This window comes from Streptomyces dryopteridis, assembly GCF_049606955.1.
GTDB lineage: Bacteria > Actinomycetota > Actinomycetes > Streptomycetales > Streptomycetaceae > Streptomyces.
Genome location: NZ_CP187113.1, coordinates 5,873,759 through 5,886,301 on the forward strand (window position 1 = coordinate 5,873,759; position 12,543 = coordinate 5,886,301).

General features: G+C 76.5%; 9 protein-coding genes and 2 pseudogenes. 4 read left to right on the forward strand and 7 right to left on the reverse strand.

Features of this window, described 5'->3' with window-relative positions:
- Nucleotides 1–12: 12 nt before the first annotated feature.
- The gene (locus ACN20G_RS25470; RefSeq protein ID WP_424215143.1) at nt 13–1,305 is read right to left on the reverse strand and encodes a streptophobe family protein; all 1,293 of its coding nucleotides are present in this window, start codon (nt 1,303–1,305) and stop codon (nt 13–15) included.
- Between the two features lie 116 nt (nt 1,306–1,421).
- On the opposite strand from ACN20G_RS25470, the pseudogene ACN20G_RS25475 reads away from it, so the two are divergent.
- Both ACN20G_RS25475 and ACN20G_RS25480 read left to right on the forward strand, forming a co-directional pair.
- Nucleotides 1,422–2,762, forward strand: a pseudogene (locus ACN20G_RS25475) (DUF6777 domain-containing protein); the annotation flags it as partial.
- Nucleotides 2,763–3,160: 398 nt separating this feature from the next.
- Nucleotides 3,161–5,305, forward strand: a complete 2,145-nt coding sequence (locus tag ACN20G_RS25480; protein WP_424215144.1) for a SpoIIE family protein phosphatase — start codon at nt 3,161–3,163, stop codon at nt 5,303–5,305.
- Here the strand turns inward: ACN20G_RS25480 and ACN20G_RS25485 are convergent.
- The 3 genes from ACN20G_RS25485 to ACN20G_RS25495 all read right to left on the reverse strand — a co-directional run bounded on the left by ACN20G_RS25485 (nt 5,295) and on the right by ACN20G_RS25495 (nt 8,873).
- Nucleotides 5,295–7,304, reverse strand: coding sequence for an ABC transporter permease (locus ACN20G_RS25485; RefSeq protein WP_424215145.1), 2,010 nt, complete (start codon nt 7,302–7,304; stop codon nt 5,295–5,297). The two genes, ACN20G_RS25480 and ACN20G_RS25485, sit on opposite strands and share 11 nt — an antisense overlap.
- Nucleotides 7,305–7,521: 217 nt before the next feature.
- On the reverse strand, nt 7,522–8,352 hold the full coding sequence (modA, locus tag ACN20G_RS25490) for a molybdate ABC transporter substrate-binding protein (protein ID WP_424215146.1): 831 nt from the start codon (nt 8,350–8,352) through the stop codon (nt 7,522–7,524).
- A gap of 125 nt (nt 8,353–8,477) precedes the next feature.
- Nucleotides 8,478–8,873 carry a TOBE domain-containing protein gene (locus ACN20G_RS25495; RefSeq protein WP_424215147.1) on the reverse strand — a complete coding sequence of 132 codons (396 nt, stop codon included), beginning with the start codon at nt 8,871–8,873 and terminating at the stop codon, nt 8,478–8,480.
- Nucleotides 8,874–9,032: 159 nt separating this feature from the next.
- On the opposite strand from ACN20G_RS25495, the gene ACN20G_RS25500 reads away from it, so the two are divergent.
- Nucleotides 9,033–9,434 (forward strand): RNA-binding S4 domain-containing protein, encoded by a 402-nt coding sequence (locus ACN20G_RS25500; RefSeq protein ID WP_424215148.1) that lies wholly within the window; start codon nt 9,033–9,035, stop codon nt 9,432–9,434.
- Nucleotides 9,435–9,493: 59 nt separating this feature from the next.
- Here ACN20G_RS25500 and ACN20G_RS25505 read toward each other — a convergent pair whose 3' ends face one another.
- The 3 genes from ACN20G_RS25505 to dhaK are packed head-to-tail and all read right to left on the reverse strand — an operon-like array spanning nt 9,494 to nt 11,540.
- On the reverse strand, nt 9,494–9,904 hold the full coding sequence (locus tag ACN20G_RS25505) for a PTS-dependent dihydroxyacetone kinase phosphotransferase subunit DhaM (RefSeq protein WP_424215149.1): 411 nt from the start codon (nt 9,902–9,904) through the stop codon (nt 9,494–9,496).
- Nucleotides 9,901–10,536, reverse strand: coding sequence for a dihydroxyacetone kinase subunit DhaL (gene dhaL, locus ACN20G_RS25510; protein ID WP_424215678.1), 636 nt, complete (start codon nt 10,534–10,536; stop codon nt 9,901–9,903). Before dhaL ends, ACN20G_RS25505 begins: the two co-directional genes overlap by 4 nt.
- 5 nt (nt 10,537–10,541) lie before the next feature.
- Nucleotides 10,542–11,540 (reverse strand): dihydroxyacetone kinase subunit DhaK, encoded by a 999-nt coding sequence (dhaK, locus tag ACN20G_RS25515; protein WP_424215150.1) that lies wholly within the window; start codon nt 11,538–11,540, stop codon nt 10,542–10,544.
- 264 nt (nt 11,541–11,804) lie between these two features.
- Here dhaK and ACN20G_RS25520 point away from each other — a divergent pair.
- Nucleotides 11,805–12,476, forward strand: a pseudogene (locus ACN20G_RS25520) (NADPH-dependent F420 reductase); the annotation flags it as partial.
- Nucleotides 12,477–12,543 lie beyond the last annotated feature (67 nt).

Below are 12,543 nucleotides of genomic sequence, written 5' to 3' on the forward strand. Positions count from 1 at the left end.
CGAGGCCGCTCGTCAGCGAGGGCCCCGGCGGGGCCGACCCACACGCCCGCACCAGGCCCCGACCACACCACCGACCAGCCCCGCCACCGCCGCCACACCCACCGTCCGCGCCAAGGACGGCACGAACCGCACCACCGCGCCCAGGGCCCCCGCGTCCCCCGTGTCGCCGATCCCCAACAACGACAGGCCCACCCGGGCCTCCACCCCCGACACCAGACACACCACCAACGTGCCCAGGGCCAGGGCCACCGCGAACCGCAGCCCGTGCCGGTACGCCGGCACCCCCGCCGGCGACCGAGCCACCATCAGCAACCCGGCCGCGCACACCGACACCACCGCCGCCGGCACCAACCACCACACCCAACCCGCCTGCCCGGACAGGCTCGCCAGATCCACCCGCGACAGGTCCGGGGCACGCAGCACCCGGTCCAGGGCCGAGGGCACGGGCAGCCCGAACGGGCCCTGCGCCCGCCCCTCCCAGGCCCCGCCGAACCCGACCGTCAGCGCCGCCCATGCCAGGTTCGGCACGCCGAGCAACACCAGCGCCAAGGTCGCCGCCGCGTGCCCCCGCGTCACCGCCACCACCACCCCGGCCAGCGCACCCACCAGCGCCCAGCCGAGGAACAGGGCCACGACGGCCGACGCGGCGGGCCGCAGCGCCGTGTGGAAACGGATCAGCGACGGGGGCAGCGGGGCCCGCCGGGACATCAGCAGGGCCACCGTCAACAGCCCGCCGATCCACAGCAGTCCCCACCCCAGAGAGGGCCACACCTCCGCCCGGAACCCCACCGTCGGACCGCCGCCCCCGTCCCCGGCGCCCCCCAACACCCCCTGGAGCAACTCGCCCTCGGGCTCCGAGGAGCCCGGCACGGCGCCCGAGACCACGAAGGACCGCCGCCCGAACCACGCCAACAAGCCGACACCGACCAGCCAACACACCGTCAACGGCAGCGCCCGGGCGGCCAGTTCCCGGGCCCCGGCCACCGCGTGATGGTGCAGCGGACGCAGGAACAGCATCCCCGTCACCACCGCCCCCACCAGAGACACCGACAACGGCATCGCCGAGATCGTGCCCTCGGCGCCGCCCAGGAACCCGGCGTCGCCCACCACCCGCACCGTCCCGCCGGCCGCCGCCACGACCACCGCCGCCACCACCCGGGGGAAGGCCCCGGGCGGCAGATCGGCCGCGCCCGCGAACGCCAGACCGGCCGCCGCCACCGCCGTCATCGCGACCAGACCGGCCACGACGGCGAGCAGGGCGGAACGCCAGATCCCCGTGGTCAAACCCTCGGAGGAAGCCTTCACCCAGCCACCGTAGGCAGGCTCCGCTTGCGGCCACCACCCGAACGGCGCACACAATGGGTGCTCGGGGGGCAGCTCCAACGACCACCAGCAGTCGAAGCCCGGGAGGACGAGCGCCCGTGACCACGCAACCCGCCGGTTCACCGCCACCGGAGCGCCCCACCGGCCCGCCCTCCGGACCCCCCTCCGGGCCACCCTCGGGCCCCCTCTCCGGTCGGCAGGGAGCCCCGCCGCCGCCCCCGCCGCCCGGTTCCGGTTCCGGCGCGTGGGCCGGCGGGCCCCCGTCCTCCGGGACCGGCGGACCGGGCCGCCCCAGCGACCCCGGCGACCCCGGCGGCACGGGCGGATCCGGAGAGGCGAGGGGCGGCGGTCCCTGGTGGCGGTCGGTGCCCAAACTCGCCGCGATCGCGGTGGCCGTGGCCGCCGCCGTCACCGTCGGCGTCGTCCTCACCCGCCCCGACGGGGCCCCCGCCAACGGCGCCGAGGTCTTCCTGCAACCCGCGGCCGCGGCCGGTCAGGACCCGTTCACCGAGTCCACCGCGAACGCGGCGGCCGTGAGCGAGGCCACGGCCCCCGCCGAACCCGGGGTCGCCCCCGCCACCACGGCCGCCCGCACCCCCGAGGCCACCGCCACCCGCGTCACCCAGGCCGTCAGCGGCGCCGCGCCCGGACTCTACGGCGGCAGCCGCAACGTGGCCGCCTGCGACGTGGAGAAGCAGATCCGGGTGCTCGGCGCGACCCCCGCCAAGAACGCGGCCTTCGCCTCCGCGCTCGGCATCCAACCGGGCGGCGTGCCCTCCTACCTGCGGTCCCTGACCCCCGTGCAACTGCGGGCCGACACCCGCGTCACCAACCACGGCTACCGGGACGGCCGCCCCACCTCGTACCAGGCCGTGCTCCAGGCCGGCACGGCCGTGCTCGTCGACGACCGGGGCGTGCCCCGCGTGCGGTGCGCCTGCGGCAACCCGCTCGGCGGGCCGGTGGCGCTGGGCGCGGACGCGAAGCGGTACGGGCAGCCGTGGACCGGCTACAAGCCGGCGAACGTGGTGGTCATCGCCCCGTCCGTGACCGTGATCAACAACTTCGTCATCTACGACCGCAAGGACGGGCACTGGTACGAACGCGACCGGGGCGACCACCACGGGCGCCACGACAAGCCCGTCCCGCCCCCGCCCACCCCGACCCCGAAGCCCACCCCGAGCCCCACGAAGCCGACGCCGACGCCGAGCCCCACGAAGCCGACGCCCACCCCCACGCCCACTCCCACGCCGACGCCGAGCCCGACGCCGACGCCCACCCCGACACCCACGCCGAGTCCCACGCCCAGTCCGACCGAGTCCGTGACGCCGACGCCCACGCCCACCCCGACGCCTTCGCCGTCGGAGTCCGTGACGCCCTCGGACTCGCCCTCCGAGTCGGCCTCGCCGAGCCCGAGCCCGAGTCCCAGCCCGACACCGACGCCCACGCCGAGCCCGACGAGCGCCTCGCCCACGCCGCAGGTGCGTTCGCAGGCCGCCACCGAGGGCCCCGAGACGCCGCCGCCCGCCACCGAGACGGTCCCGGCCCCCGAGCCGCCCGCCCCGCCGCCGCCCGTCGTCACCACCGAACCGGCCCCCGAGCCGCCCCCGCCCCCGGCGACGACGCAGGCCCCGGTCCCGCTCGTGACCCCGACCCCGGACCAGCAGCTCCCGCCCCCGCCGTCGCCGACGCTCCCGCCCGTCGGGCCCGGGACGGGCGCGGGCACGGACGCCGGACAGGGACAGGGCGGCGCCGGATGACCCGCCCCGACGGATCCGCCGCCCCCGGCGCGCGGATCCGTCGGGCCGCGCCCGGCACCGATCGGTGAGACCCTTCGACCATGGCCCCCGCCCGCGGGCCCGTCCCGCCCTCGTCACCGCCCGACCCCGCGCCGGGTGAGTGGCCGGCGCGCCCGGACCTGAGCCTGGCCCTCAACCGGATGGGCACCTTCGACTGGGACCTCGACAGCGGGCGCCTGCACCTGGACCCGGCGGCCCACCTCGTGCTCGACCTGTCACCGGAGGAGTTCGACGGCCGGGCCGGTGGGCTGCGGGCCCGGATCCCGCCCGACGAGGACGCCCGTCTCGACGCCCGGGTCGCCCAGGCACTCAAGGACGGTCGCACGGTGTACGGGGCCTACTTCCGGATCCGGCGGCGCGACGGGTCGACGCACTGGACCCACACCCAGGGCCACATCCTGCGCGACGCCGCCGGCCGCCCGCACCGGGTGATCGGCATCGTGCGGGACGCCGAGCACGATCCGCGGGACGTGGGCGCCGAGGCCCGCGCCGACGACGAACGCTCCCGCATGACGGCCGTCGTGGAGCGGACCACCGCGATCCTCGCGCACGCCCGCACCGTGCACGACGTCACCGAGATCCTGTCCGACCCTGCGGCGCTGGGACACCTCGGCGCCGTCTCGATCATGCTGGGGGTGGTGGACGGGGCGCGGATCCGGCTGGTGGCGGAGGGCCGGCTCGGCAGCTACGTGCCGGAGATCGAGTACACGCGGGTGGACTCGGGTTTTCCGATGAGCGAGGCCGTGCGCACCCTGACCCCCGTCCGGCTGGCCTCGCGTGAGGAGTTCCGCCGCCGGTATCCGCTGCTGTGGCCGTACATCGCGCCGTTGGAGGTGCGCAGCGGGATCTATCTGCCGTTGATCGTGCAGGGACGGGCGATCGGGGCGCTGGGCCTGCTGTACCACCGGGAGGGGGAGTTCACGCCCGAGGAGGACACCCTGCTGGTGGCTCTCGGCAGCGGCATCGCCCAGAGCCTCCAGCGCGCGATGCTGCTGGAGCAGGAGCACGACCTGGCCGAGGGACTGCAACGGGCGATGCTGCCGCGGACGGTGCCGAAGGTCGAGGGCCTGCGGATCGCGGTGCGCTACCGGGCGGCCCGGCCGGGGCGCGACATCGGCGGGGACTGGTACGACGTGGTCCCGCTCGGGTCGGGGCGGGCGGGGGTGATGGTCGGCGACGTGGAGGGGCACGACACGGCCGCGGCGGCGCTGATGGGGCAGATCAGGATCGTGCTGCGGGCCTATGTGACGGAGGGGCACGCGCCGGGGGTCGCGATGGCCAAGGCCGCGACGTTCCTGCGGGAGTTGGCCTCGGGGCGGGTGGCGACCTGCGTGTACGCGGAGGTGGACCCGGTGGTCGGGCGGGCCCTGGTGGTGCGGGCCGGGCACCCGGATCCGGTGGTGCGGCGCGGGGACGGGGGCTGCCGCTTGCTCGCCGTGCCGCGCGGGCCCGCGCTGGGCCTGCCGGTGCCGGACGGGGGCGCGGTCGGGTGGGCGTACCCGGTGACGGCCGTGGACCTGCACCCCGGGGACACGCTGGTGATGGCCACCGACGGGCTGCTCGCGGGCGTGGCGGAGGACGGGGGATTCGACGAGGCGGCGGCGACCCGGGCCCTGGCCGCGGCCGTCGCGGCCGGGCCGCGCGCGGTGGAGGACCTCGCCGACCACCTGTGTCTGCCGCTCGCGGCGGCCGGGGGCGGGGAGGACGACATGGCGCTGCTGGTGGTGTGCCGGGAGGGCGGGCCGGGGGCGCGGAGCGCGGGCCCGTTGCGGCAGCGGCTCACGGCCGGGGACCCGAGCGGGCCGAGCCTGGCCCGGCACCTGATCCGGGCGGCGGCCGCCGCGTGGGGGGCGCGGGAGATCGCGGACGAGATCGAGCTGGCGGCCGACGAGCTGATGACGAACGTGCTCGTGCACACCGACGGCGACGGGTGCGTGGTTCTCAGCCGGACGCCGAACGGGCGGATCCGGGTGGAGGTGGAGGACGGCTCCAGCGCCCCGCCGCGCCGCCGGGAGGCCGGGGACTGGGCCATGTCGGGACGGGGACTGGCGCTGGTGGACCGGCTGGCCGAGGCGTGGGGGGTGCTGCCCCGGGGCGGCGGGAAACGGGTGTGGTGCGAGTTCGCGGTGCCGACCGCCCCGACCGGACCGGTGCCGGCGGCCGGGGCGGTGCCGGTCACAGCGTGACGACGGTGATCTCCGTGGCCTTCACGCCGGCCCACACGCGGGCCCCGTCGTGCAGGTCCAGTTCGGCGGCGGCCCCGGGGGTGATCTCCGCGATCAGATCCGGGGTGTCGGCCGAGGTCAGCAGCACGCGCAGCCGACTGCCGGAGGCGGTGATCTCGCGGACCTCGCACTCCCACAGGTTGCGGGCGCTGCCCACCGGCCGGCGCGCGTAGAGGGAGACGGCCTCCGGCGAGATGATCGCCAGCGCCTCGGTGCCCGCCGGCACCGGCTCGGCGGTCACCAGCACCCCGCCGGTGCCCAGCGTGGAGCCTTCCGTCTCGCCGGTGCCGGTGACCGCCCACGCGTTGCGGCCGAGCATCCGGGCCACCCACGGGGAGCGCGGGTGCCGGGTGACCTCCACCGGCGGGGCGTCCTGGAGGGTGCGGCCGTCGGCCAGGACCAGCACGCGGTCGGCGAGGGACACGGCCTCCACCGGGTCGTGGGTGACGATCAGGCAGACCCCGCCGAAGTCGGCGAGGTGCCGGCGCAGGGTGTGTCGCACGTGGGCCCGGGTGGTCTGGTCCAGGGCCGCGAGCGGTTCGTCCAGCAGCAGCAGTCGGGGCCGGGCGGCCAGGGCCCGGGCCAGCGCCACCCGCTGGGCCTGGCCGCCGGACAGTTCGGCGGGCTTGCGGTGCGCGAGGTGCCCAACGCCCAGCGCGTCCAGCCGGCGCCGGGCCTCCGCCCGGGCCTCCGCGCGCGGCACCCCGTGCGCACGCAGCCCGTACGCGGTGTTAGCGAGCGCCGACAGGTGCGGGAACAGGGCCCCGTCCTGCGGCACCCACGCCACCTGACGGCGGTGCGGGGGCAGGGCCGTCACGTCCGTGTCGCCCAGCCGCAGGGCGGCCCGGGCCCGGGGGGTCAGCCCGAGCAGGGCCCGCAGCAGGGTGGTCTTGCCGGCGCCGTTCTCGCCGACCACCGCGATCGTGGTGCCGCCCGGCGCGTCCAGGGTGAGTTGGTTGAACCCCGTCACCTCGGCGTGCAGGGGCCACAGCTCGGCCGGGCCCGCGACGGGCTCGGGGGTCTTCTGCGCGGGGGTCGGGGCGGCGGGGGCCGGGAGGGGTTCGGGGGCGGTGGCGCGTGCGCGGCGCGGGGCGGGGGTGCCGGTCCAGCGGCCGCGCAGCGCGATCAGCACCGCCATCGCGATCGCCAGCAGCAGCAGGGACACCGAGGTCGCGGCCTCGGGGGAGTCCTGGAGCAGCAGGTACACCTGGAGCGGCAGGGTCTGGGTGGTGCCCGGGAGATTGCCCGCGAAGGTGATCGTGGCCCCGAACTCGCCCAGGGCCCGCGCCCAGGTCAGGGCCGCGCCGGCGATCAGGCCGGGGGCGACCATGGGCAGGGTGACGGTGAAGAACACGCGCACGGGGGAGGCGCCGAGGGAGGCCGCCGTCTCCTCGTAGCTGCGCTTGAGGCCGCCGAGGGCGCCCTCCAGGGAGATCACGAGGAAGGGCATGGCCACGAAGGTCGCGGCGACCACCGCCCCGGAGGTCTGGAACGGCAGCGTCAGCCCGAAGGTGTCCTCCAGCCAGGGGCCGAGCAGGCCGCGCCGGCCGAAGCCGAGCAGCAGGGCCACCCCGCCCACGGTCGGCGGCAGCACCATCGGCAGCAGCACCAGGGACCGCACCAGCGCCTTGCCGGGGAACTCGACCCGGGCCAGCAGCCAGGCCAGGGGCACGCCCAGCAGCAGCGACAGGCCCAGGGCCCACAGCGAGACCACCAGCGACAGGCGCAGGGCCGTCAGCGTGCCCTCGGAGGTGAGGTGCGCGCCCAGGTCCGCCCACGAGGTGCGGGTCAGGATGCCGACCAGCGGCAGCGCGAGGAAGGCCACCGCCAGCGCGGCGGGCAGGGCCAGGGCGAGCGGGGCCCGGGTCCGGCGCCCGTCCCGGCCCGGGCGCGGGGGAGCGGGCGCGGTGGTGCCGGTCCCCGGGGGTCGCCCGGCGGCTCCGGTGGGATCACTGCTCATGGGTGTTCGGTTCCCTGCTGGGGCCCCGGGCATCCGGGACCCGCGTCGGTGGTGGCGCGTGGCGGTCGGGGGCGGGCACGCGGAAGGGGGACTGCCTGTCCCCCCGGATCAGGCAGTCCCCCGACGTGCGTTCTCGTGCCGGGCCCGGCACGGGGTGCGGGACGGGCGGGCGCCGGGACCTCTCACGTGGTCCCCGTGCCCGCCCGCCCCGCGCGGATCACGGCTGCTGGAAGCCGGCGTCCGCGAGGATCTTCTGCGCCTCGGGCGAGTTCAGCCACTTCACGAACGCGGCGGCGGCGTCCGCGTTCTTGGAGCCCTTCAGGGACGCGGCCGGGTAGGAGGCGACGGCGTTCTGCTCGTCGGGGATGTCCACGGCCTCGACCTTGTCGCCGGACTTGGCCGCGTCCGTCTTGTACACCAGGCCCGCGTCGGCCTCGCCCAGCTCGACCTTCGAGAGCACGGCGCGGACGTTCGGCTCCTGGGAGACCGGCTTCACGGTGACGCCGGCCTTGTCCAGGATCTGCTTGCTGTAGCGGCCGACCGGGACCTCGGGGGCGGCCAGGACCACCTTCAGGTCGGACTTGGCGAGGTCGGCGAGGGTCTTGACGTTCTTCGGGTTGCTCTTCGCGGCGGCGATCACGAGACGGTTCTTGGCGATGATCGCCGGGTCGTTGACCTCGGCCTTCAGCCCGTCCATCGTCTTGGTGTCGGCGGTGACCAGGGCGTCGGCGGGGGCGCCCTGCTTGACCTGGGCGGCCAGTTCCTGGGAGCCGGCGAAGGAGAAGGTGACCTTCGTGCCCGGGTTGGCCTTCTCGTAGGCGGCGCCCGCCGTCTTGAACACGTCGGTCAGCGAGGACGCGGCGAGCACGGTCAGCGCGGCCGGCTTCGCGGCGCCGCCCCCGGTGCTCGCGGAGGAGGACGGGGCGGCCTGGGAGGGCGCCGGGTCCGACTTCTTGTCGTCACTGCCACAGGCCGACAGCGCCGGCACGAGCAGTGCCGCGGTCAGGGCGGCGGCAGCGGCACGGCGGCCGGTCAGGGTGGGGAACATGAGGGACTACTCCTCGGGTCGGCGACCGGCGCCGGCAGGGCGACGATCGCGCGGAACGGAAGCCCCCGGACCGGTGACGGGCGGTGTGGGGGAGGTGCGGGGCGGTGCGGGTGGGGCGGTGGGGCTCAGGTGCGGTCGATGTGCACGCTGGTGGACTTCACGCGGGCCGTGGCCTGCATGCCGACCTCCAGCCCGAGCTCCTCGACGGCCTCCCGGGTCAGCAGGGACACCAACCGGTGCGGACCGGCCTGGATCTCCACCTGGGCCGAGACGTCACCGAGCTTCACGGCGGTGACGATGCCGGGGAACGCGTTGCGGGCCGAGGTGTAGGGCTCCTCGTCCTCGACGTGCGCGCCCTGTCCGACCTCGACGGAGAACGCGGCCAGCGCCCGCCCGTCGACGAGGCGGCGACCGCTCTCGTCGCGGTGGGTCGCGACCCGCCCGGCGTCGGCCCAGCGGCGCGCCGTGTCGGGGCTGACGCCGAGGAGACGGGCGGCCTGACCGATGGTGTACGACTGCATGTGCGACAAGGTAGGACGCTCGGACCCGCATGTGCAATTCGGTTGGTGCGATCTCCATGGCACCTGCGATGTCATTCGTATCATCCGACCAGACGCGTTCCGGTTGACGGCCCGCCGACCCGCCCCGCCGGCCCCGTCCGCCCCCTTACGATCGGCGGCATGGCAGAGCAGCAGAAGACACCCACGGGCGGCGGTGAGGCCGGCACGGCCCGGGTGGACGTGTGGATCTGGTCCGTCCGCCTGACGAAGACCCGCTCGACGGCGGCCACCGCGTGCCGCGCGGGCCACGTCCGCGTCAACGGCGACCGCGCCAAACCCGCCCAGTCCGTCAAGCCCGGCGACGAGGTCCGCCTCTTCCACGAGGGCCGCGAACGGATCGTGCGGGTGGTCCGCCCGATCGCCAAACGGGTCGGGCCCCCCGTGGCCGTCGAGTGCTACACCGACCACAGCCCGCCGCCGCCCACCCGGGTCGAGGCCGGCGTCGTCGGCATCCGCGACCGGGGCACCGGCCGCCCCACCAAACGCGACCGGCGCACCCTCGACGGACTGCGCGGCCGCTGACCCCGACCCGCCCCTCGCCCGGTCCGAGAAGGACCGGGCGAGGGGCGGGGACGCGGCCGTCACGTCTTGCGGTAGGAGTACGCCTCCGAGGCCGCCGCCAGCACCCCGGCCAGGTCCGCGCCGGTCCCGGCCGCCATCACCGCCGCCACCGCCCCCTCCAGGAACGGGGCGTCCGCGAGCCGCGCCGTGGCCGGCAGGTCCCCGTCCTGCGCCAACGCCTTCACCGTCAGCACCGAACTCCCCAGGTCCGCCAAGAGCACCACGCCCGCGCCCCGGTCGGCCGCCGCGACGGCCGCCGTGATCAGCTCCGCGCCCGTGCCCAGCCTCCCGTCGGCCGTGCCGCCCGCCGCGCGGACCGCCGGCGGCTCCGGGGCCCCGCCGAGCAGCCCGAGGGCCAGCTCCGCCACCGAGGCCGCGACCGCCGCGCTGTGCGAGACCAGCACCACCCCCACCGGGCCCGGCCCGCTCACGCGACCACCCCGTCCGCCCGCTCGGCGGTCTCCGCCAGCGCCTCCAGCAGCAGGGCCGCCGAGGCCGCCCCGGGATCGCGGTGCCCCACGCTGCGCTCCCCGAGATAGCTGGCCCGCCCCTTGCGCGCGAGCATCGGGACCGTGGCCCGCGCCCCGTCCTCGGCCGCCGTCGCCGCCGCCCGGTAGGAGCCCCCCAGCGCGCCCACCCCGGGCAGCAGCGCGTCCAGCATCGTCTTGTCCCCCGGCGCCGCCCCGCCCAGGCGGGCCACCGCCCCGACCCCCGCCTCCAGGGCCCGGGCCAGCTCCTCGTCCGAGACCGCCGCGGCCTCGCCGAGCTCCTTGCCGGCCTGCCGCAGCAGCGTCCCGTACAGCGGGCCGGAGGCGCCGCCGACCGTGGAGATCAGCGTCCGCCCGGCCCGCACCAGCACCGCCCCGGGGGTGCCGGAGGCCGTGTCGGACGTGGCGCCCGGCGGGTCCAGTTCGGCCGCGACGGCCGTGAAGCCGCGCAGCAGGTTCCCGCCGTGATCGGCGTCCCCGATGGGGGAGTCCAACTCGGTCAGCAGGTCCGCCGACCGCTCCACCGCCGTCGCCGCCGTCCGGAGCCAGTCCCGGAAGAACTCCGCGTCCCGCATCCCGGTCACCGCCCCCACCGCAGCGCGGGCGTGGACACCGGGCTGTCCCACAGCCGCAAGAGCTCCTCGTCGACCGGACACAGACTGACCGAGGCCCCCGCCATGTTCAGGGCGGTGACGTAATTGCCCACCAGCACCCGGGCCACGGACACCCCGCGCCGCTCCAACACCCGGGCCACCTCCGCGTGGAACCCGTACAACTCCAGCAGCGGGGTCCCGCCCATGCCGTTCACCAGGGCCAGCACCGGCCCGCTCGGCATCGGCCCGTCCTCCAGCAGGGCCTCCACCACCCCCTCGGCCAATTCCCGGGCCGGCGCGAAGGGACGCCGCTCCCGGCCCGGTTCGCCGTGGATGCCCACGCCCCACTCGATCGCGTCCCGCGGCAGGTCGAAGGTGGGCCCGCCCTTCGACGGGGTCGCGCACGGGGTCAGCGCGAACCCGAAGCTGCGCGAGGACTCCGCGACCCGGCGGGCCAGCGCGGTCACCGTCTCCAACGGGGCCCCTTCCTCGGCGGCGGCCCCCGCGATCCGCTCCGTGAACAGGGTCGCCCCGGTGCCGCGCCGACCGGCGGTGTGCGCGCTGTCGCGGACCGCCACGTCGTCGTCGACCAACACCCGCGCCACCCGCAGCCCGTCCTCCCGGGCGAGCTCGGCGGCCATCTCGAAGTTCAGCACGTCCCCCGTGTAGTTCTTCACGATCAGCAGCACGCCCGCGCCGCCGTCCGAGGCCGCCGTCGCCGCCAACAGGTGGTCGGGGACCGGGGAGGTGAACACCTCCCCGGGACACGCGGCGGAGAGCATGCCGTGCCCGACGAACCCGGCGTGCAGCGGCTCGTGCCCGCTGCCACCGCCCGAGACCAGGCCCACCCGGCCGCTGTCCGGCCGCAGGTCCCGCCGCAGGACCAACCGCCTCTCCACGTCCACGACCAGGTCCGGATGGGCGGCGGCGAGGCCGCGCAGCGCGTCGGGCACCACGCTGTCGGGGGAGTTGAGGAGCATCTTCACGAGGGCGTTCCGCCTTGGGCCGGGGCGGGACGCGGGGCGCACCGCCGGGTGATCGGATCGGATGCGACAGGCCGGGGGAGCTCCCCGGGGGCCTGCTCCGCACCCTAGCGGAGGTGATCGCGACGAGGACCGGGAAAGCCCACCCGATTGGCCGAATGTCGCGGAATAGCCCGCGCCGGGGGCCGGTTGAGGAGTCTCACCGGCGCGGCACAGGCGCCGGGAACAGGCTCGTGACCGCCGAGGTCGCGAGAGGACGACGAAAGGAACGGTGCCATGCGCATCGGCATCATCGGAGCGGGCAACATCGGCGGCAACCTCACCCGCCGCCTCACCGGCCTCGGTCACGAGGTGGCCGTCGCCAACTCGCGCGGCCCCGAGACCCTCGCCGCGCTCGCCGCGGAGACCGGCGCCACCGCCGTCACGGCCGCGGAGGCCGCCAAGGGCGCGTCCGTGGTCGTCGTGACGGTCCCCCTGAAGGCCGTGCCGGACCTGCCGGAGGGCCTGTTCGCGGACGCCGCCGAGGGCTTCGTGGTCATCGACACCAACAACTACTACCCGCGCGAACGGGACGGCCGGATCGCCGGCATCGAGGACGAGGGCGTCACCGAGAGCCGGTGGGTGGAGCGGCAGCTCGGACACCCGGTGATCAAGGCGTTCAACGGGATCTACGCCCAGAACCTGATCGACCGGGCCCGCCCGGCCGGCGCCCCGGACCGGCTCGCGCTGCCGGTGGCCGGGGACGACGCGGCGGCCAAGGCGACCGTGCTGGCGCTGGTCGAGGAGCTCGGCTTCGACGCGGTGGACGCCGGCGGTATCGACGAGTCCTGGCGGCAGCAGCCCGAGACCCCCGTCTACGGCCTCGACGCCGGGGCGGACGCGGTCCGCGAGGCCCTCGCGACGGCCTCGCCCGAGCGTCCCGCGAACTTCCGGGGCTGACCTCCCGCACCCGCCGAGCGGCCCCGGGCGCGTGGCCCGGGGCCGCTCGGATCGGGAGTCGGGTGGA

Excerpts from the sequence above, each read along its gene's own strand:
- ACN20G_RS25480 (WP_424215144.1), top strand. The coding sequence starts at position 3,161 with ATGGCCCCCGCCCGCGGGCCCGTCCCGCCCTCGTCACCGCCCGACCCC.
- ACN20G_RS25485 (WP_424215145.1), bottom strand. The coding sequence starts at position 7,304 with ATGAGCAGTGATCCCACCGGAGCCGCCGGGCGACCCCCGGGGACCGGC.
- modA (WP_424215146.1), bottom strand. The coding sequence starts at position 8,352 with ATGTTCCCCACCCTGACCGGCCGCCGTGCCGCTGCCGCCGCCCTGACC.
- ACN20G_RS25495 (WP_424215147.1), bottom strand. The coding sequence starts at position 8,873 with ATGCAGTCGTACACCATCGGTCAGGCCGCCCGTCTCCTCGGCGTCAGC.
- ACN20G_RS25500 (WP_424215148.1), top strand. The coding sequence starts at position 9,033 with ATGGCAGAGCAGCAGAAGACACCCACGGGCGGCGGTGAGGCCGGCACG.
- dhaL (WP_424215678.1), bottom strand. The coding sequence starts at position 10,536 with ATGCGGGACGCGGAGTTCTTCCGGGACTGGCTCCGGACGGCGGCGACG.